Origin of the sequence: Pantoea sp. Seng (assembly GCF_009829935.1) — a bacterium.
In the GTDB taxonomy this organism is placed as follows: domain Bacteria; phylum Pseudomonadota; class Gammaproteobacteria; order Enterobacterales; family Enterobacteriaceae; genus Pantoea; species Pantoea communis.
Window position 1 is genome coordinate 62927 of the sequence record NZ_SZZV01000012.1, and the last position, 21046, is coordinate 83972.

A 21046-nucleotide genomic window follows, 5' to 3' on the forward strand; every position below is an offset into this window, starting at 1 on the left:
CGTCACCAGTGCCATCAGGCAAACGTAGCGGTGCAAATTTATTGCGCCCATCCAAATCACTTCCCCTCTCAAAGATCGCACAAATCACTCCTGAAGATTATTTGCTCAGCTGCCGATACCTCTCCTTACCATCCACTGATATTAAGGAGAGATATCGTGATAAAGCTGATTACCGTTGACGAATTGCGGCAAGGAATGTTCATCCACAAACTGGAGGTTTGGTGGCTCAAGGACAAACGCATTCGCAACCAAATGCTGATCACCGATAAACGCCAGATCGCGATGATCCGCAACGAAGGGATCCAGCAAATCTGGATCGATCTCGATAAGTCGGTGCAGGCACCTGCGAAGCCTGCGCCGAAGAAAGCCATTCCGCAAACCCCATTTTTCAAAGAGCTGGACCAGGCGCAAACCATCTTCAATCAGGGCAAGCCGCAGGTGCTGGCGATGTTCAACGAAGCGCGTATGGGTCAGGGGCTGGACCTCAATTATACGATGGACCTGGTGGACGAAATAGCCGGATCGATTACCCGTGAACCCACTGCGCTGCTTAGCGTGGCGCGGCTGAAAAATCACGACGATTACACCTATCTGCACTCCATGGCGGTGTGCGGGTTGATGATCTCGCTGGGCAAAAAAATGGGGCTCGATGAACACCAGCAGCGGCGCGTGGGCATGGGCGGTTTGCTGCATGATGTCGGCAAATCGGCAGTGCCGCTGGAGATCCTCAATAAACCCGGCAAGCTCACTGAAGAAGAGTTTACCGTGATGCGTCAGCACCCGATTGTCGGTGCGCAGATGCTCATGGAAGCCGATGCGGGTGAAGACCTGCTGGATATTGCGCTACATCATCATGAGAAATTTGACGGCAGTGGTTATCCGCATGGCCAGAAAGCGGAAGAGATCTCGCTGTTTTCACGCATGGCTGCGGTGTGTGATGTCTACGATGCCGTGACTTCAAATCGCCCCTATCGCAAAGGCTGGACCCCCGCCGAAGCGATGCACAATATGCTGAGTTGGCGCGGTCACTTCGACAACACGCTGCTGCATGCTTTCGTGCGCACCATCGGCATTTATCCGGTGGGATCGTTGGTAAGGCTGGCTTCCGGGCGCGTGGCGCTGGTGGTGCAGGCCGGTGAAAAATCGCTGTTAAAACCCAAAGTGCATGTGTTCTGGTCTTTACACGCGCAACGTGAAGTGAAGCCGGAAGAGCTGGATCTCGGTGATTCATTCTGCACCGACAGCATTACCGGAGCCGAAGACAGTGGCCTGTGGCAGAACATCGACCTCAATCGCATCTGGGCACTGGAAACCGCCTAATTCGACAGCATTTTTATACTTTCTTTACGCCGGATTCCCGCCTTTTTACCCCTTCTTTATGCCGCGCCGCGCATGCTTGCAGCACTACCAAATCCTCTGGAGGTTGCTGTGAGCGTGGGCGTGATTGCCGGCATCGTGCTGGTGTTTATCTTGTTGGGCTACCTGATTTATGCCCTGCTTAATGCGGAGGCATTCTGATGGCTGCGAATGCGTTTTTACTGATTGCGGTCTATCTGCTGGTGCTAATGGTGCTGGCACAACCGCTGGGGCGTTTTCTTGCGGTGTTAGTGGCCGACAAGCCGCTGCTGCCGCGTACCGAGCGGGCGCTGTGGCGGCTGGCCGGTGTGGAGAGTGGCGCGATGCGCTGGCCGCACTATCTGCTGGCGATCCTGCTGTTCAACGCGCTGGGGTTCTTATTATTGCTGGCGATTTTGATGTCGCAGGGGTCGCTGCCGCTCAACCCGCAACACCTGCCTAATCTAAGCTGGGACCTGGCACTCAACACCGCCGTCAGCTTTGTCACCAACACCAACTGGCAGGCTTATGCGGGCGAAAGCACGGTGAGCTATTTTAGCCAGATGGCGGGCCTCACGGTGCAAAACTTCCTGTCGGCGGCGACCGGTATTGCAGTGGCTTTTGCGCTGATCCGTGGTTTTGCCAATCGCTCACTGGATACGCTGGGCAACGCCTGGCGCGACCTGACACGCATCACGGTGTATGTGCTGCTGCCGATCAGCCTGCTGATAGCGCTGTTCTTTGTTTATCAGGGCAGCATCCAGACGTTTGAGCCTTATCACGCACTCACCACGCTGGAAGGGGCGAAGCAAACGCTGCCACTCGGTCCGGTGGCTTCGCAGGAAGCGATCAAAATGCTCGGCACCAACGGCGGCGGCTTCTTTAACGTTAACTCAGCCCATCCGTTTGAAAACCCGACCGCGCTGACCAACTTCGTGCAGATGCTGAGTATCTTTCTGATCCCGGCGGCGCTGTGCTTCACCTTCGGTCAGCATCTGGGCGACCGCCGTCAGGGCCACATGCTGCTGTGGGCGATGACCATCATGTTTGTGCTGGCGGTGGTTACCGTGATGTGGGCAGAGCTGCGCGGTAATCCGCACTTCCTGGCACTCGGTGCAGACAGCGCCATCAACATGGAAGGCAAAGAGACGCGCTTTGGCATCCTCAACTCCAGCCTGTTTGCGGTGATCACCACCGCAGCCTCGTGCGGTGCGGTGAATGCCATGCATGACTCCTTTACTGCACTGGGCGGCATGGTGCCGATGTGGCTGATGCAGCTGGGTGAAGTGGTGTTCGGCGGCGTCGGTGCCGGGTTGTACGGCATGCTGCTGTTCGTGCTGCTCGGGGTATTTATCGCCGGTCTGATGATTGGTCGCACACCTGAATACATGGGTAAAAAAATCGACGTGTGGGAGATGAAAATGACCGCACTGGCGATTCTGGTGACGCCTACCCTGGTGCTGCTCGGCACTGCACTGGCAATGATGACGGATGCAGGGCGCGCCGGTATGGCGAATCCAGGCATCCACGGCTTCAGCGAAGTGCTGTATGCCGTTTCGTCTGCATCTAACAACAACGGCAGTGCTTTTGCCGGTTTGAGCGCCAACACCCCGTTCTGGAACCTGTTGCTGGCCTTCTGCATGTTGGTGGGACGCTTCGGCATCATCATTCCGGTGATGGCGATCGCTGGCTCACTGGCGGCGAAGAAAATCCAGCCGGTGGGCAACGGTACGTTACCGACCCACGGTCCACTGTTTATCGCGCTGCTGATTGGCACCGTATTGCTGGTGGGGGCACTGACCTTTATCCCCGCGCTGGCTCTCGGCCCGGTGGCGGAACATCTGCAATTAATCCAGGGATAACGGAATCATGAGTCGTCAACAACTGGCGCTGTTTGATGCAGCGCTGACGAAAACCGCGGTGCTGGATGCGGTGAAGAAACTCGATCCGCGCGTGCAGTTTCGCAACCCGGTAATGTTCCTGGTGTGGCTCGGCAGCGTTCTGACCTCGCTGCTGGCCATCGGCATGCTGACAGGCCATCTGAGCGGTAACGCCGGGTTCACCGCCTGTGTCGCCATCTGGCTGTGGTTCACGGTACTGTTTGCCAACTTCGCTGAAGCGCTGGCGGAAGGGCGTAGTAAGGCGCAGGCCAACAGCCTGAAAGGCATCAGCAAAACCAGTGATGCGAAAAAGCTGGCTGAGCCACGTCATGGCGCGCAGTGGCAGCCGGTAGCGGCAGACACCTTGCGTAAAGGCGACATGGTGCTGGTGGAAGCGGGTGACATCATCCCGTGTGACGGCGAAGTGCTGGAAGGCGGCGCTTCAGTGGATGAGAGTGCGATTACCGGCGAATCGGCTCCGGTGATCCGTGAATCCGGTGGCGATTTTTCGTCGGTAACGGGCGGTACGCGCATTCTGTCCGACTGGCTGGTGATCCAGTGCAGCGTCAATCCGGGCGAAACCTTCCTTGATCGCATGATTGCTATGGTCGAAGGTGCCAAACGTCGCAAAACGCCGAACGAGATCGCGCTGACTATTCTGCTGGTGTCGCTGACCATCGTGTTCCTGCTGGCGACGGCCACCCTGTGGCCGTTCTCGGCCTACGGCGGCACGCCGGTGAGCGTAACGGTGCTGGTGGCGCTGCTGGTGTGTCTGATTCCGACCACTATCGGCGGCTTGCTGTCGGCGATTGGCGTGGCGGGGATGAGCCGCATGCTCGGTGCTAACGTCATCGCCACCAGCGGTCGTGCGGTGGAAGCAGCGGGCGACGTCGATGTGCTGATGCTGGATAAAACCGGCACCATCACGCTGGGTAACCGCCAGGCGACGCAGTTTATGCCTGCGCCCGGCGTCACCGAGCAGCAGCTGGCGGATGCCGCGCAGCTGGCCTCGCTGGCGGATGAAACCCCGGAAGGGCGCAGCATCGTGGTGCTGGCGAAGCAAAAATTTAACCTGCGCGAACGCGATCTCAGCAGCATGGGCGCGAGTTTTATTCCGTTCTCGGCACAGACGCGCATGAGCGGCGTCAACGTGCAGGATCGTCTGATTCGTAAAGGGGCCGTTGACGCGGTTCGCCGCCATATCGAAGCCAACAACGGCCGTTTCCCGGCAGAAGTGAACGCCAGCGTCGAAGAAGTGGCGCGCGCGGGTGGCACACCACTGGTGGTGGCCGAAGGCGCACAGGTGCTGGGCGTGGTGGCGCTAAAAGATATCGTCAAAGGCGGCATCAAAGAACGTTTTGCCGAGCTGCGCAAAATGGGCATTAAGACGGTGATGATTACCGGCGATAACCCGCTGACGGCGGCGGCCATCGCGGCAGAAGCGGGCGTGGATGATTTCCTCTCGGAAGCCACACCAGAAGCCAAGCTGGCACTGATTCGTCAGTATCAGGCGGAAGGGCGTTTAGTGGCGATGACCGGCGACGGCACCAACGACGCCCCCGCACTGGCACAGGCGGACGTGGCAGTGGCGATGAACTCGGGCACGCAGGCGGCGAAAGAGGCTGGGAACATGGTCGATCTCGACTCCAACCCAACCAAACTGCTGGAAGTGGTGCACATCGGTAAACAGATGCTGATGACACGCGGTTCACTGACCACCTTCAGTATCGCCAATGATGTGGCGAAGTACTTTGCCATTATCCCGGCGGCGTTTGCGGCCACCTATCCGCAGCTCAATATGCTGAACGTGATGCATCTGCACTCACCGAACTCAGCGATTTTGTCGGCGGTCATTTTCAACGCGCTGGTGATTGTGTTCCTGATCCCGCTGGCGTTGAAAGGTGTGAGTTATCGCCCAATGAGTGCTGCCGCGCTGCTGCGTCGCAACCTGTGGATTTACGGTGTCGGCGGATTAGTGGTGCCGTTTATTGGCATTAAAGCCATCGACCTGCTGCTGACGCTGTTTGGCCTGGTTTAAGGAGAAGAGAAATGAGTCAGTTACGTCCGGCTATTGTATTGTTAATACTGCTGACGCTGTTAACCGGCGCGGTCTATCCGCTGCTGACCACCGGCTTAGCGCAGTGGTGGTTTCCGTCACAGGCCAACGGTTCGTTGATTGAGCAGGATGGCGCGGAGCGCGGTTCCGATTTGATTGGTCAGGTATTTACGCAGCCCGGCCATTTCTGGGGCCGTCCATCGGCAACCGGCGATGCGCCCTATAACGCATTGGCTTCCAGCGGCAGCAACCTGGCGGCGAGCAATCCGGCACTGGATAAAGCGGTGGACGAGCGCGTGGCTGCCCTGCGCACCGCCAATCCACAGGCTCCAACTGCGGTACCGGTTGAGCTGGTGACCGCATCGGCGAGTGGGCTCGATCCGGATATTTCACCGGAAGCCGCATTGTGGCAGGCACCGCGTGTGGCGGCAGCGCGCAATATGGCGCTGAAGGATGTGGAAGCGCTGATTGCCCGTAATACTGAGCGTCCGCTGCTGCCGTTTATCGGTGAAGAGACGGTGAACGTGTTGCGGCTGAATATGGCGCTGGATGCGCTGCAGGGATAATTGATTGATAGCGCGATTTATCGCGCTTTTCTCGACGGATAACTGATGAACGATGAAATCACCCGCCCCGATCCCGATGCGCTGTTGCTGAATCACAGCGACAGCCATCGCGGTAAGCTGAAAATCTACTTTGGCGCCTGCGCGGGCGTGGGGAAAACCTTCGCCATGCTGCAGGAGGCGCAGCGTTTACGTGCGCAAGGCCTCGATGTGCTGGCGGGCGTGGTGGAAACCCATGGACGTGAAGAAACCGCTGCGCTGCTCAATGGCCTGGCGGTATTGCCGCGTCGCGCCACCGGACGTTCGCGGCACGCGGAATTCGATTTGGATGCGGCACTGGCGCGTCATCCGGCGGTGATTCTGATGGACGAACTGGCGCACACCAACGTACAGGGTTCGCGTCATCCCAAGCGCTGGCAGGACATCGAAGAGCTACTGGAAGCGGGCATCGACGTGATCACTACCGTCAACGTGCAACATCTGGAAAGCCTCAACGATGTGGTTGGTGGTGTGACCGGCATTCAGGTACGCGAAACCGTACCCGATCCGTTTTTCGATAGCGCCGATGAGGTAGTGCTGGTGGATCTGCCGCCGGACGATCTGCGTCAGCGGCTGAAAGAGGGCAAAGTCTACGTCGGCGATCGCGCCGAGCGCGCGATTGAAAACTTCTTCCGCAAAGGCAACCTGTTTGCCCTGCGCGAACTGGCACTGCGCCGCACCGCAGACCGCGTGGACGACCAGATGCGTGCCTGGCGCGACCAGCAAGGCCGCGACAAAGTCTGGCACACACGTGACGCCATTTTATTGTGCATCGGCGATGACACCGGCAGTGAAAAACTGGTGCGCACCGCCGCGCGTTTAGCCGCGCGTCTCGGCAGCGAGTGGCACGCAGTATACGTAGAAACGCCGCGTCTGAATCGCCTGCCGGAAGCACGTCGTCGTGCCATTTTACGCACGCTGCAACTGGCCCAAGAGCTGGGTGCGGAAACCGCCACCCTGTCCGATCCCGATGAAGCCCGCGCCGTGCTGCGTTACGCGCGCGAGCATAATCTCGGCAAAATCGTCACCGGTCGTCAGCCGCAACGGCGCTGGCGGCGCGACAGTTTTGCCCAGCGTTTGGGCCAGCTTGGCCCAGACCTCGATTTGCTGGTGGTGGCACTGGACGAACCGGTGCGCGACGCGCCGCATCCGATGGGCGGTAAACAGGCCAACAGTGATAAGTGGCGGCTGCATCTGCGCGGCTGCCTTATGGCGATTGCGCTGTGTATTCTGGTGACGATCGTAGGTCGCTGGCTACTGGTGGAGTTCGATCCGGCCAACGGCGTGATGATTTATCTGTTAGCCGTGGTGTTAGTCGCGCTGCGCTTTGGCCGCTGGCCCTCGGTGTTTGCCACGGTGATCAACATCCTGGCTTTTGACCTGTTCTTTGTCGCCCCGACCGGCACCGTGGCGGTATCGGATTTGCAGTATCTGGTGACCTTCGCGGTGATGCTGGCGGTAGGGGTGATCGTCGGGAACCTGACAGCAGGCGTGCGCTATCAGGCTAAAGTCGCGCGCTATCGTGAACAGCGTGCGCGGCATTTGTATGAGATGGCAAAATCGCTCGGCAGCGCGCTCACGCCGCAGGATATCGCCGCCACCAGCCAGCGCGTGATTGATGTCACCTTGCAGGCACGCAGCCAGCTGCTGCTGCCGGATGAGCAGGGCGAGTTACAGGCGGTGGGTGAGAGCAGTATTGGTACGCCGCCCGATCTCGGCATCGCCAAATGGAGCTTTAGCAAAGCACAGCCCGCCGGTGCAGGCACCGATACCTTGCCAGCGGTGCCGTATCAAATTCTGCCGTTGAAAAGCGGGAATCACTGCCGTGGACTGTTGGTGGTAGAGCCGGAAAATCTGCGCCAACTGATGATCCCGGAACAGCAGCGTTTAGTTGAAACTTTTACGGTGCTGATCGCCAACGCGCTGGAGCGCATGGCGCTGTCACAGAGTGAAGCGGCGTCTCGTTTGGCGGCAGAGCGTGAGCAACTGCGTAATGCCCTGCTATCGGCACTTTCACACGACCTGCGAACCCCGCTGACGGTGCTGTTCGGTCAGGCGGAAATGCTGATGCTGGATTTGGCCGGCGATAACTCAAAATATGTCGGCCAGGCGAACCAGATTCGGGAACAGACGTTAAGCACCATTCGGCTGGTGAGCAATATGCTGGATATGGCACGTATTCAGTCTGGTGGACTCAACCTGCGCGAGGAGTGGGTGGCGCTGGATGAAGTGATTGGCGGGGCGCTGAGCAGTATGGGCCCCTCATTGAAAGGACACGATTTTGCACTCGATTTGCCGCCGGAACTGGTGCTGATCAAAGGCGATAGCGCGATGCTGGAGCGGGTGTTCACCAACCTGATCGAGAACAGCCTCAAATATGCCGGCAACGCCGCGCAGCACGGCATTCGCGCCTGGCGTGACAAAGAGCGGCTGGAGATTGCCGTCTGGGACAACGGCCCAGGGATCGCCGAAGAGAATATGACGCGCATTTTCGACAAATTTGCGCGCGGCGATAAGGAGTCGGCGGTGCCGGGTGTCGGGCTCGGTCTGGCGATCAGTAAAACCATTATTGAATCCCATCGCGGGCGTATTTGGGCGGAAAACCGACCGGAAGGGGGCGCAGAGTTTCGCTTGTCACTGCCGCTGCCAGCGGCCCCTGAAATTTCTGAAGAACCGCTGAAATAACTTCACACAAGTTCGGTTATAATCGACCACTTGTCTGTTGATTAATGGGAAATTATGGAACGTTTTATCGAGAACCTGATGTATTCATCGCGCTGGTTACTGGCACCGGTTTACATTGGACTTTCGCTGGGGCTGCTGGCGCTGACCGTTAAATTTTTCCAGGAAATTTTTCACCTGTTGCCCAACATACTCAGCATTGCTGAGAACGATCTGATTCTGCTGCTGCTGTCGCTGGTGGACATGACGCTGGTCGGCGGATTGCTGGTGATGGTGATGCTCTCTGGCTATGAGAACTTTGTTTCTAAGCTGGATATTGATGAGAACAAAGAGAAGCTGAGCTGGTTGGGCAAGATGGATTCCGGCTCGCTGAAGAACAAAGTCGCGGCTTCGATTGTAGCGATTTCATCGATCCACCTGCTGCGCATCTTTATGGACGCGCGCAATGTCGATGACAGCAAGCTGATGTGGTACGTGATTATCCACCTGACCTTTGTGCTGTCGGCCTTCGTGATGGGCTGGCTGGATAATATGTCGAAGGTCGAGAAGAAGTAATTTGGTGTGCCAGGTGCGCCATTATGGCGCCCTGGCCCCTCACCGCACCGGCTGTGTGCCCGCCAGTTTCGGCATCACCTCTCTGATCATCGCAAAAAACTGCCGCATACGAGCGGGATAATAGCTGGCCCACGGATAGGTCAGCCACACCGGCAGCGGCGGCGCTTGCCACTCGGGCACCAGCTGAATCAAATCCCCTTTTGCTAAGTCCTCCTGTACTACCCACGACGACACAATCGCCGCACCCATGCCCGCCAGAGCGGCTTTGCGGATGGCGTATAAGCTGTCGCTGGCGAGGCGAGGCGCAATCGGCAGATTCATCGGCTGCCCATCACTCAAGCGCTGTAGTGCAAGCTCATTGCGGTAAAAGCTGGTCAGCGCCAGCCATGGCAGGTCGGTCAGTTGGCTGACATCCTCGATCGGCGCATGCTGTGCCAGCAGTGAAGGTGCGGCCACCACAAAGCGCGGCACTTCGGCCAGCAGAATCGCCACCAGCGAGGGATCGTTCACTGCACCCACCTGAATCGCACAATCGACATTTTCGCTGATAAAGTCCGGCGTGCGATCATTGAGCATCCACTCCACCGTCAGACGCGGGTAACGCTGCAGGTAATCCACCAGCGGATCGATCAACTGGTCCTGGCCAAACGCATGGGGCGCACGCACGCGCAGTGTGCCAATCGGATCGTCACTGGAACCCGTTAGTTCATCTTCCAGCGCATGCCAGGTCGCCAGCAACTGCCGCGCTTGCGCATAACAACGTTCGCCGTCATCGGTGAGTTTCAATGCATGAGTCGTGCGCAGAATCAGCTTCAGTCCTAACCGCTGTTCCAGTGCCTGCAACCGGCGGCTGATGGTGGGTTGTGTCGTGCCCAACTGCGCAGCGGCGGCTGACAGCGATCCACTTTCGACAATACGAATAAAGGTCTGCATCAGTTCAATACGGTCAATACTGGTTGGATTGTTCATACGCACCGTGCATAACAGTTCTGTGTTTGACGAGTCTACCGCGTATGGCCGCGACGCGCTTTAATAAGCGCACTTTCACGGGGGAATTCACTATGTCAGCCATTTCGCAATCTACTGCATTGCCAGCTGAAAAACTGCCAGCGCCGCTGGTGTTCACGCTTGCTGCAGGTGCCGGGCTTAGCGTGGCATCGATTTACTACAGTCAGCCGATGCTGGATATCATCAGCAAACAATTTAACGTTGGAATTGGTAGCGTCGGCATGGTGCCGATGCTGACGCAAGCGGGATACGCGCTGGGTATTCTGCTGCTGGCACCGCTCGGTGACCGTCACGATCGCCGCACCATTATCCTGATTAAAGGACTGATGCTGGTCGCCGCGCTGCTGTTGTGTGGCTTCTCGGGCGGCATCAACGCGTTACTGATCGCCAGCTTTGTCACCGGCTTAACCGCGACCGTGGCACAGGACATCGTGCCAGCTTCGGCGGCGTTAGCGCCGGAGCGCAGTCGCGGTAAAACTGTTGGCACGGTGATGACCGGCTTGCTGGTCGGTATTCTGCTGTCACGCGTGGTGAGCGGCGTGGTGGCGGAATATCTGGGCTGGCGCACCATGTACATGGTGGCGGCGGTGGCCGTGCTGTTGATTAGCCTCGCGCTGTGGCGTGTGTTGCCGCGCTTCAAACCGGGCACCTCTGTCAGCTATCCACGTCTGCTGCTGTCGCTGGCGCACCTGTGGCAACATCATCAGACGCTACGTCGTGCCGCACTGGCACAGGGCTTGCTGTCGATGGGTTTCAGTGCCTTCTGGTCAACGCTGGCGCTGATGCTGAGTGAGCGCTTCCATTTTGAAAGTGCAGTAGCAGGGGCGTTTGGTCTGGCGGGTGCGGCTGGGGCCCTGGCGGCACCGCTGGCGGGAAGCGTGGCGGATCGCATCGGCCCTGCCCGTGTCACCCAGTATGGTGCCACGCTGGTGATGGTGTCATTTGCGCTGATGTTCCTGCTGCCACTGTTGCCGGTTCCGGCTCAGATTGGCCTGATCATCATCAGCACCATTGGCTTCGATTTGGGCGTGCAGGCCACACTGGTAGCGCATCAGACGCTGGTCTACAGCCTGGCACCAGAAGCGCGTAGCCGACTGAATGCGTTGATGTTTACCGTGGTGTTTATTGGCATGGCGACCGGTGCGGCACTTGGAAGCCTGGCGCTGGCGCACTTTGGCTGGACCGGTGTGGTAGCACTCTCCACACTCGCCGCTGCGCTTGCTTTAATGATCCGTCTGGCGAGCCGCCATCTGAAAAACTGATCGTCAATCCTGTGCCAGGCTTAAGGGAGAATGTTATTTAAAAACGGAGCGTTATGAACTTCCTGGCCTGGACTGCCGCTACCGGTGGTCTGTTACTTCTCATGTCACTGGCTTCCGGTTGGATTCACCGTGGGCCAGTGACCGCATTTGGACTTTACCTGTTCGCGGGTATTCTCTGCGGCCCATGGCTGCTCAATCTGCTGCAACTCGATATTCTCGGGCACGCCGAACTCGCCGCCCATCTCACCGAAATCGCCATGGCAGCCTCGCTGTTTATCACAGGCCTTAAATTACGCGTGCCACTCACAGCCCATGCCTGGCGCCTGGGGGTGCGGCTGGCGTTTCCTGCCATGCTTCTCACCGTAGGCGGCATGACGCTGCTGGTGCACTGGATGACCGGTTTTGACTGGGCGCTGTCGCTGGCATTTGGTGCCATTGTGGCACCGACCGATCCGGTGCTGGCCAGCCTGATTTCCGTTAACGATGCGCGCGATGATGACGCATTACGCGTGGCGCTTTCCAGCGAAGCGGGCATGAACGATGGATCGGCGCTGCCGCTGTTGATGCTGGCGCTGCTCATGATGCAGTCCGATACGCTGAGTATCAGCCATTTGAGTGAATGGGCGTTGAGAGATGGGCTGTGGGCCATCGGCGGCGGGGTAGCCATTGGCTATCTGCTCGGTCGCTTGATTGGCCAACTGGCGACCCAGTTGCGCAGCGCGCATCAGGATATTGCACCTAATGATTTTCTCGCGCTGGCACTCATCGCGCTTAGTTATGCGGCGGCGCAAGCGGTAGATGCATCCGGCTTCCTCGCCACCTTTGCGGCGGGTGTTGGGCTACGTCGCGCTGAGCTGCGTGTGGTAAAGCACTATCCGCAAGACGAGTTGTCAGAAGAGGAGCAATACTTGCCCGCTGAGGCGCGCGTCAATCCCAATCAACGACTGGCGCACGGTGGCAGCGGTATGGTCAAATCAATGGGGTTGGTAGTCGGCGATGCGTTGTCGTTTGGCGATACCATCGAACGCCTGCTGGCTGCCGGCCTGATGGTAGTACTGGGTATCACGCTGGCGCATCACTGGAATCTAACTGGCATTGGCCTCGCGCTGCTGCTGTTTGTGGTCGTGCGTCCGCTGGCGGTATGGATCACCACCTGGCGCTGTGAGATACCGCTCATGCGCCGTTTGCTCATTGGCTGGCTGGGGATTCGCGGCATCGGCAGTATCAATTACATTGCTTACGCCTGGGTGCACGGCATGCGTGGCCCACAAGCAGAGCAAATGGTGGATATGGCGTTGACGTTAGTGGTGTGCAGCATCGTACTGCACGGCATCACGGTGACGCCGTTATTAAACTGGCGTGCCGCCCGTCAGGCGGCACGTGCGCAACATAATCAAAAGTGATTTTCTGGAAATTACTGGAGTCTGTTATGAAAGCCATATTAATCGCCCTCGTTGGGCTCTCGCTCTCCGCCAGTGCCATCGCCGCTGACGGTGATAACACCAGCGAAGAGAATGTGTATGCCAGCCAGCTGTGCCATCTGGTAAGCAGCGAAAAAAAGACCAGCGATCTGGATACCTATACCGCGAAGATGAAGTCTCAGCTGGCTGCCAGCCAGTCTTCTTCGGCGATGGATAAGACTGAATTCAATGAAGAAACGGCGCAGGAAGTGATCAGCGCCTGGATGGAACTGGGCGAGGATGAGCGCGCGCAGCTGCGCCATAATCAGCAGCAGTGCGAGCAAACAGTTATGACCCAATTCCAGCAACAGGATTAAATCCCCGTCATACTTCGAACTGTAGCGGCGTTGGCTGCGTCTGCTCGCCCCAGTCACTTACTGCAGTAAGCTCCTGGGGACTCGCATCCTTGCCGCCTTGCTACAGCTCGAATTATTTAGGGAATTAAATCCCCGTCATACTTCAAGCTGTAGCGGCGTTGGCTGCGTTTGTTCGCCCCGGTCACTTACTGAAGTAAGCTCCCGGGGACTCACGCACTTGCCGCCTTGCTACAGCTCGAATTATTTAGGGGATTTCAGCGTCTAACCAATTACGTGATCTCGAGTGTTCTCTTTCATTTAGCGGAAAAATTTGGCGGATTCACTATAAAATAAGCGCCTTTATAGGCGCTTTTTCTATGGATCTTTTGTACAAAATGCGTACATAATCGCCAGCGTTGAAAGTTGACACGTATCACATAACGAGACGCAGCCCACAAGGCTGACATGTTTATTTCAATACTGGCTACTGGGCATGAAACTTACACGGCGTGGTTTTCTTCAAGCATCCGGGGCAACCGTCCTTTCGATGACCGCAGGCAAACTGTTTGCCCGTGATGACATCATCCCATTGTGGCCAGACGATCCGCCAGGCGGTGGCGGACCGTCTGGGCTATTGAAAGTCAGTATGAATGGCTCCTGGACCAACATTGTATCTCCGGCGATTCAGCGTTTCCGTCCGGAAAATCCCAACGGCGAAGCGGTGATCGTGGCGGCTGGCGGCGGCTATCGTTTTATCGGCATGGGGCGTGAAGCCTGGCCGGTGGCGCGCTGGTTAAATGCCAACGGTTACACCGTGTATGTGCTGAGTTACCGCTTGCCGGGAGAAAAGTGGCAGGCGGGCAACCTCGCGCCGCTGCAGGATGCGCAGCGCGCCATTCGTCTGGTGCGTTCTATGGAGAGTAAAGTGCATCTGCTCGGCTTCTCCGCTGGCGGACATCTGCTTGGCATGGCGGCCGCACGTCCTGATTTCGAAACCTATCCGGCGCAGGACCCGCTTGACCAGATCCGTCCAACGGCCGATAGCGTTGGCCTGATCTATCCGGTCATCACCCTTGAAGCGCCATATCAGAACACCAAGACGCACCTGATGATGGTAGGCGATCACGCGACACCCACTCAGGAAGCGAACTGGTCAGTGCAGAATTATGTCACCCGACAATATCCACCGACGTTCCTGGCGCAGGCGGAAGATGATCACACCTCCAATCCCCATAACACTGAAATGATGCGCGATGCCTGCCGTCGGATGCAGGTGCCAGTGGAGTTGATTGAACTCAGCAGCGGTGGGCATGGCTTTGGTCTGGGGAAAGCGGGTACGCCTGCTGCGCTCTGGGATCAGGCGTATGTGCGCTGGCTGGATCTGCACAGTTAATCGGGCAAAAAAACGTATTATCCGAAGAGACGGACCACAAAAGTGTTAGCTATGTGGTCGGTCTGATCTGTTAGCCATATGCCCGGCTGTGTTGTTATGCGCGCCAGGCAAATGGACGCATTACGTCAGATTAAAATGCTCATCCGGCTGGCGCGGTTCCGGCAACGGGAAATCATTGTTCATCGCCTTCAAATTACGTTCGATATTCACGCACAGCGCATCCAGTGGCAGATGGTTGGGCGCAGTGCCGAACGGATCTTCCAGCTCTTCCGCCAGTGACTCCAGCGACAGGAAGGTGTACGAGATAAACACCGACACCAACGGCGTCATCAGATGCAAATCCGCCACCAGCGCAAACGGTAGCAGGGTACAGAACAGGTACACGGTGCGATGCAGAATCAGGCTGTAGGCAAACGGAATCGGCGTGCTGGCAAGGCGATCGCAGCCGCCCAGATAAGCCGACAGATGATTGAGATTGTCATCGATACTCTGCCAGACATTATCCGACACCAAACCCTCATCGCGCCGCTGCGCCAGCCATTCGCCCATGCATAACAAGGTCTGTGAGGTCGGCATCGGATGGCTCAATACGGCACTGTGCCACTTCTCCGGCAGCAAGCGCGCCAGATCGGCCTGCGCATCGGTTTTACGCAGCCGATGTTTCATTGCCCAGCTAAATGCCAGCTGCAGCCCTACAAACTCCTGCACTTGCGCTGCACTGATGCCGCGAATGCATTTTATCTGGCGCAGCAGTGAGCGTTGCGTGATGTGCATATTGCCCCACAGCGTGCGCGCTTCAATAAAACGCGCATAGCTGGCGTTATTGCGGAAGCCAAGAAAGATGGCAATCGACACGCCAATCAAGCTGAACGGTGCAGTCGTGAGGTGAATGCCGAAAGTGGAGTACCACGGATAGCCGATAATGGCGATCACCGACATCAGCAGGTTGAGCGACAGGCGAAACACAATGCTAACCAGCACCGAGCCGTGCCAGTCAAACAACCTGATGAACCAGTGTTGACGAGGACGTACGATCATTTTGCGATGGTGTTTTTTATGATTTTGTTGGCACAGGTTACGCCTGCTGATACACCGGAAGCAATGTGAAAAACAGCGCATTTGAGGCTGAAATTGCTGTGTTGAGTGTTAATTTATCTTTTTAAATCAGTCTTCTAAAAACAGTTTGAACAAGTTGTAAAATTCTTTGCGTTATCTCTTCATCGCCCCTTTCTCTAAAGTTCATTCCAGCAGCACAACACACAAATTTAAAAACACTTTAGAGGAATACATCATGTCTAAACTCGACCTGCTCGACCCACAGAACTCAACTCTGATCTTTATCGACCACCAGCCGCAGATGGCTTTCGGCGTCGCCAATATTGATCGCCAGCAGCTCAAAAATAACACCGTCGCTTTGGCAAAAGCGGGCAAAGTTTTCGACGTGCCGGTGATTTATACCTCTGTAGAAACCGAAAGTTTTAGCGGCTATATTTGGCCAGAACTGCTGGCGGTGCACCCGGAATCGAAGCCGATTGAACGCACCTCGATGAACTCATGGGAAGATGCCAAATTCGTTGAAGCGGTGAAGAAAACCGGCCGTAAGAAATTGATTATTTCAGCGCTTTGGACGGAAGTGTGTCTGACTTTCCCGGCCCTGATGGCGCTGAAAGAGGGCTTTGAAGTGTATGTGGTGACCGATACTTCAGGCGGCACCAGCGTCGATGCTCACGAGCGTTCGATTCAGCGCATGGTGCAGGCCGGTGCGGTGCCGGTGACCTGGCAGCAAGTGCTGTTGGAATACCAGCGCGACTGGTCACGCAAAGAAACCTACGATGCGGTGATGGATCTGGTGCGTGAGCACAGCGGCGCATACGGCATGGGCGTGGATTACGCTTACACCATGGTGCACAAAGCGCCACAGCGTCAGGCTTGAATTACGACTGGCGCGGCAGGCTGTTTTTCAGAGCATCGATAAACAGCCGCAGCGCCATCGACTGATGCTGGTTGGGCGGGAACCACAAGGCCAGACCTGCCGACTGCACCCGCCAGTCGGCGAGCAGTTCCACTAACTGGCCGGATTGCAGCGCCGCTTCGGCGTAAAGCGACGGTACATAAGCAATGCCCAATCCGCTGATGGCCGCGCGGGTCATCAGCGCGTTATTATCTAAGGTGATCGTGCCCGGTACATCCAGTTCATAGCGTTTCCCCGCATTCTCATACTCCCAGCGATAGCGTTTCCCGCTCGGCAGACGATGGCGAATGCACTGCTGCTGCAACAAATCCTGCGGCTGCTTGATGGGGGCGTGTGCGGCGAGATAGGCCGGTGAAGCCACGGTGATAAAATTCAGCGGGCCGCCCAGCGCAATCGCCACCATATCCTGCGGCACATCTTCAATCAGCCGAATGCCGGCATCAAACCCGGCGGCTGTGATATCCACCAGTTCACCCTGCGCGGCAAAATCGAGCTGAATGTTCGGGTAATCAGCGCAAAATCCCGGCACCACTTTTTCCAGCAGGATGCTAATAGCCGCATCGCTGGCACTGATGCGTAAGGTGCCTGCGTGCTGCTGGCGGCGGGCGCTGACATCGTGTAGCACTTCATCCATTTCATTCAGTAGTGGAGCGAGGCGATCGATTAACTGTTGCCCGGCATCAGTGAGCGATACGCTGCGGGTCGTGCGCTGAAAAAGCTGTACCCCCAGATTCTGTTCCAGCGCTTTCACCAGATGGCTGAGTGAAGAGCGCTTCAGGCCGAGCATCTCAGCGGCACGGCGGAAGCTGCGCTGCTCGCCCAACGTTTTGATGGCCTGAAGTTCATGCCAGGAAGGTCTTCTCATTGGTGGTATTTCCTCACCAGGTCATGCGCGATTAGGGAGATTATGACCACCAGTAAAGCGATCTATCATCGGGTTTTCAACCGGAGGACGACAAAATGAAAACCTGGTTAATTACCGGTGCCAGCAGTGGGCTGGGCCGTTTGATGAGTGAAGATTTACTGGCACGTGGCGATCGCGTGCTGGCCTGCGTACGTCGCACTGAGGCAATGGCGGATCTGCAAGCGCGATACGGTGGGCAGTTACAGGTCATGATGCTGGATTTGGCGAACACCGCCAGCATTGCGCCAGCCATCGCGCAGGCATTTGCCAACGTTGAGCGCGTCGATGTGGTGGTCAGCAATGCCGCCTATGGTCTGTTTGGCGCGGCGGAAGAGCTGAGCGATACGCAGATTGATCGTCAGATCGCCACCAACCTCACCGGCTCAATCCAGCTAATTCGCGCCGTGATTCCGCTGCTGCGCCAGCAGGGCGGCGGGCGCATCGCGCAGGTTTCCTCGGAAGGCGGGCAGGTGGCTTATCCCAACTTCAGCCTGTATCACGCCAGTAAGTGGGGCATCGAAGGATTTGTTGAAGCGGTACGCCAGGAAGTTGCCAGCTTTGGCATCGATTTCCTGCTGGTGGAGCCGGGTCCAACCGCCACTCACTTTGGTGCCGGGCTGGATATTGCTGAGGCGCAGGAGGTTTATCGGGACACCGCCTCCGGTGAAGTGCGCCGCGCGATTATGTCTGGCGAGTTCGCGATCAAAGGCGATGCCGCGAAATCTGTCACCGCGATGATCGCCACGCTGGATCAACCCGCCATGCCGCTGCGTCTGGCACTGGGCAGCACGGCGTATGACAATATCGAAGCCGCGCTGGAACGACGCCTGGCAGAGCTGCGTTTGCAGAAAGAGATAGCCTATCGTGCGGATGTGTAAAAGCTTTTCGCATAACCGCACGGAGTAACAGGCAGGGAAGCGGCATCGCTGCCAAACTTAGCGCACAAAAGAAGGCATGCACGTTTCGCAGCGGCATGCTTTGTATTGAGCGTTTTGCTAAGGAGAAAGTGGTTATGAAAGCGATGATCCTGAAACAACCCGGCGGTTTAGAGCACTTGCAGCTGGCGGATCTGCCCGATCCCGGTAAACCGGGCGCCGGAGAGATCCGCGTGGCGATCCATGCCACCTCACTTAACTTCCACGATTTGCTGGTGGCTAACGGATCGATCCCCACCGAGCAAGATCGCATTATGATGGCGGACGGTGCGGGCGTGGTCGAAGAGGTCGGTGCAGGCGTCACCGACTTTAATCCCGGCGACCATGTGGTGTCCTGTTTCTTCCCACAGTGGCAGGATGGGCTACCGTTTGCTCAGGTCGGCAATTTCACCCAGACACCCGGCGATGGAACAGACGGCTTTGCCGCCGAAGTGGTGGTGCGTCCTGCGCATCACTTTACCCTCGCACCGCGCGGCTGGCGGCATGCCGAAGCCGCGACGATTACCACATCTGGCCTGACGGCATGGCGCGCACTGGTAGGCGATGCGCAGATTAAATCGGGCGATACCATCGTCACGTTGGGCACCGGCGGCGTGTCGATTACTGCGCTGCAAATTGCCAAAGCGATGGGCGCACGAGTGATTGTCACATCTTCATCGGATGAGAAGCTGGCCAGAGCCAAAGAGCTGGGGGCCGATGCGGGCATCAACTATCGCACCACGCCGGAGTGGGGCAAAGCGGTTCAGCAGCTGACTGAGGGCAAAGGCGCGGATGTGGTGATTGAACTGGGCGGGCCGGGCACCATGGCACAGTCGATTGAAGCGGTGCGCGTGGGCGGTCATATCGCGTTAATTGGTGTGCTGACCGGGTTCGAAGGCTTGATACCCACCTCGCTATTGATGGCAAAGCAGGCGCGTATTCAGGGGTTGATTGTCGGCCATCGTCGTCAGCAGCAGGATTTCGTGCGCGCGTTAGAGCAAACGGGTATTCGCCCGGTGATCAGTGACAGTTACGGTGCGCTGAACGATCTGCCTGCGGCCTTCCAGCATCAGCAGTCGGCGGGACACTTCGGCAAAATCACCGTGGAGTGGTAACGCGAATTAGCCTGTTTTCCAAACCAGGAAACAGGCTAGTGACATCAGTAGTAATCACCGTGGCGGTAATCCCATGACGGGAAGATATCCGACAGCAACGCCATGATTTCAATAGTGGTAGTGAAGAATGTTAATAAGCACTTAACATATTCATAAAATTAACTTTTTTAATGAAATTTTAATCTCATGATGCTACAGCTTGCTCATAAAATTCCCGCTCGAAATCACTCATACTGTTTATCGATATATTTTCCTTAAGGATTTTTATACATAGCTCCCTGGGATTATCCTCATCTGATTGAAGATTATGCGCAGTTCCCCACCAAGTTGAATGTTTTCCCTCTTTGCGTTGTAACTCTTCATGCTTATTTACAACTTGATAAGCTAAGATTCCACAATCAAGTTTTTCCTGTTGAGCAACTTGGATAACAGCATTTTTTAGCCACGAAATTTTACCTTTAGCGTAGGAGAAACACATATTTATGTATTCTTCAGACCTTGATCCCAGTAGCACTTTAGAGGCAAAATCATTAGCTTCGATCTCTTCTTGGGCTGTTCTTCTTTCATCACTTGTTTCGCTAAGTTCAATTAAGGAAAACTCAGAAAGTTCAGGATGTTGACTCGTATGGTACAGCTCATGCAATAAATCAAATGCCCACTTAGAGCAATGAGATGATTTTTGTTTGAGGACAACAACATTTTTAAAGTTAATTCTCCATGTTGCCCCATGAAAAGCTCCTGAGTCATTCAACCCTACAACAACGACGCCATGTTCATTTGCAAATTTTAAAATATTTTCAAATTTTAAAGATCCATACTTCTGAAGTATTTCATTCCTCACTTTTTCTGGCGAAGAAGATATTGGTTTAGGAGAGTTCAGATGATATTGCGCAAGAATTTTTGCTAATGAATAAGCATACTGCGTATAAGCACTAGCATATTCGAGCCTTGCACCAGCAGGCATTTTAAATCGTGCGACTAATGATCCATCCCGACCAATTGATAATGGATTGTCGCTCAATAGTTGATGTTTGGACCAACCAAATATTTCACTCACTCTCTCACTGACCTTATCAACCCATAAACTTATATCTAGCTTGTTAATGTCTCGAGGTGAAATTCTTTTTTCAATGAATGCAGGATCAAGTCCCGCATCATTAAGTTTTTCTAGTAAAAGATTTTTTTCTCTCGATGCTTCAGGAAGAAACACTCCCTCGGTAATTTTAAGGTCCAATGCATCTACAACCGATAATATTGTTGAAAAACTTGCAGAAGCATACTCTGTGTTTTCATATCGCTGGACTTGTTGCTCTTTCATTCCAAGTTTTTGAGCCAGATCTAATTGTGTTAAACCCAAATATACCCTGGACCTAATTAATGCCTTAGGTAATTCCGAAATGTTCTTCACATCAAAAACCGCATAGCTTCCGGACTTAACTTGCTCATAATCTTCAATTTCACTGATAAGCTCATCATGCTGCAATTTGAGAGCATTAATCTGAGCTTGAAATAATAAAGGATGAATGCCTTCATTTTTCATGTTTTGGATAGCAGCCTCAAACTCTTTAGCTTTACGTTTAGTGATCGTAAGTTGTTTGTCATTCTTAATCAT

At 55.8% G+C, this 21046-nt stretch carries 18 protein-coding genes; 14 read left to right on the forward strand and 4 right to left on the reverse strand.

The genetic code is table 11. The features are described 5' to 3' along the window. Positions 1-156: 156 nt before the first annotated feature. From FD737_RS14050 to FD737_RS14080, 7 genes are all read left to right on the forward strand, one after another. Positions 157-1320, forward strand: a complete 1164-nt coding sequence (locus tag FD737_RS14050; protein ID WP_160833772.1) for an HD-GYP domain-containing protein — start codon at positions 157-159, stop codon at positions 1318-1320. Positions 1321-1428: 108 nt separating this feature from the next. After that, on the forward strand, positions 1429-1518 hold the full coding sequence (gene kdpF, locus FD737_RS14055) for a K(+)-transporting ATPase subunit F (protein WP_100701897.1): 90 nt from the start codon (positions 1429-1431) through the stop codon (positions 1516-1518). Next, positions 1518-3197 carry a potassium-transporting ATPase subunit KdpA gene (gene kdpA / locus FD737_RS14060; RefSeq protein ID WP_160833773.1) on the forward strand — a complete coding sequence of 560 codons (1680 nt, stop codon included), beginning with the start codon at positions 1518-1520 and terminating at the stop codon, positions 3195-3197. Before kdpF ends, kdpA begins: the two co-directional genes overlap by 1 nt. Positions 3198-3204: 7 nt before the next feature. Further along, positions 3205-5253, forward strand: coding sequence for a potassium-transporting ATPase subunit KdpB (gene kdpB / locus FD737_RS14065; RefSeq protein ID WP_160833774.1), 2049 nt, complete (start codon positions 3205-3207; stop codon positions 5251-5253). A gap of 11 nt (positions 5254-5264) precedes the next feature. After that, positions 5265-5837, forward strand: a complete 573-nt coding sequence (gene kdpC, locus FD737_RS14070) for a potassium-transporting ATPase subunit KdpC (RefSeq protein WP_160833775.1) — start codon at positions 5265-5267, stop codon at positions 5835-5837. A gap of 45 nt (positions 5838-5882) precedes the next feature. Then, positions 5883-8558, forward strand: coding sequence for a two-component system sensor histidine kinase KdpD (gene kdpD / locus FD737_RS14075; protein WP_160833776.1), 2676 nt, complete (start codon positions 5883-5885; stop codon positions 8556-8558). A gap of 54 nt (positions 8559-8612) precedes the next feature. Next, on the forward strand, positions 8613-9110 hold the full coding sequence (locus FD737_RS14080) for a TIGR00645 family protein (protein ID WP_034819827.1): 498 nt from the start codon (positions 8613-8615) through the stop codon (positions 9108-9110). Positions 9111-9149: 39 nt separating this feature from the next. Here the strand turns inward: FD737_RS14080 and FD737_RS14085 are convergent, their stop codons facing one another. Next, positions 9150-10079, reverse strand: a complete 930-nt coding sequence (locus FD737_RS14085; RefSeq protein ID WP_097119417.1) for a LysR family transcriptional regulator — start codon at positions 10077-10079, stop codon at positions 9150-9152. Between the two features lie 92 nt (positions 10080-10171). Between FD737_RS14085 and FD737_RS14090 the strand changes: the two genes are divergently transcribed. The 4 genes from FD737_RS14090 (at position 10172) to FD737_RS14105 (ending at position 14529) form a co-directional block, all read left to right on the forward strand. After that, on the forward strand, positions 10172-11380 hold the full coding sequence (locus FD737_RS14090) for an MFS transporter (protein ID WP_160833777.1): 1209 nt from the start codon (positions 10172-10174) through the stop codon (positions 11378-11380). Positions 11381-11433: 53 nt separating this feature from the next. Next, a complete protein-coding gene (locus tag FD737_RS14095; protein WP_097119415.1) occupies positions 11434-12783 on the forward strand; it encodes a sodium:proton antiporter in 1350 nt (449 codons plus the stop codon). Positions 12784-12809: 26 nt separating this feature from the next. Beyond that, positions 12810-13157 carry a hypothetical protein gene (locus FD737_RS14100; RefSeq protein WP_160833778.1) on the forward strand — a complete coding sequence of 116 codons (348 nt, stop codon included), beginning with the start codon at positions 12810-12812 and terminating at the stop codon, positions 13155-13157. 526 nt (positions 13158-13683) lie between these two features. Next, positions 13684-14529: an alpha/beta hydrolase gene (locus FD737_RS14105; RefSeq protein WP_097119413.1), complete on the forward strand. Its 846-nt coding sequence runs from the start codon at positions 13684-13686 to the stop codon at positions 14527-14529. Between the two features lie 120 nt (positions 14530-14649). On the opposite strand, the gene FD737_RS14110 is transcribed toward FD737_RS14105, so the two are convergent. After that, positions 14650-15567: a bestrophin family protein gene (locus FD737_RS14110; RefSeq protein ID WP_160833779.1), complete on the reverse strand. Its 918-nt coding sequence runs from the start codon at positions 15565-15567 to the stop codon at positions 14650-14652. 253 nt (positions 15568-15820) lie between these two features. Between FD737_RS14110 and FD737_RS14115 the strand changes: the two genes are divergently transcribed. Further along, a complete protein-coding gene (locus tag FD737_RS14115; protein WP_034819796.1) occupies positions 15821-16462 on the forward strand; it encodes a hydrolase in 642 nt (213 codons plus the stop codon). A gap of 1 nt (position 16463) precedes the next feature. Here FD737_RS14115 and FD737_RS14120 read toward each other — a convergent pair whose 3' ends face one another. Beyond that, positions 16464-17366 carry a LysR family transcriptional regulator gene (locus FD737_RS14120; protein ID WP_097119410.1) on the reverse strand — a complete coding sequence of 301 codons (903 nt, stop codon included), beginning with the start codon at positions 17364-17366 and terminating at the stop codon, positions 16464-16466. Positions 17367-17461: 95 nt separating this feature from the next. Between FD737_RS14120 and FD737_RS14125 the strand changes: the two genes are divergently transcribed. Further along, complete coding sequence (locus tag FD737_RS14125) at positions 17462-18283, forward strand: SDR family oxidoreductase (protein ID WP_160833780.1); 822 nt, start codon at positions 17462-17464, stop codon at positions 18281-18283. Positions 18284-18417: 134 nt separating this feature from the next. Next, positions 18418-19434 carry an NAD(P)-dependent alcohol dehydrogenase gene (locus FD737_RS14130; protein WP_160833781.1) on the forward strand — a complete coding sequence of 339 codons (1017 nt, stop codon included), beginning with the start codon at positions 18418-18420 and terminating at the stop codon, positions 19432-19434. Between the two features lie 184 nt (positions 19435-19618). Here the strand turns inward: FD737_RS14130 and FD737_RS14135 are convergent, their stop codons facing one another. After that, positions 19619-21046: an XRE family transcriptional regulator gene (locus FD737_RS14135; protein WP_160833782.1), complete on the reverse strand. Its 1428-nt coding sequence runs from the start codon at positions 21044-21046 to the stop codon at positions 19619-19621.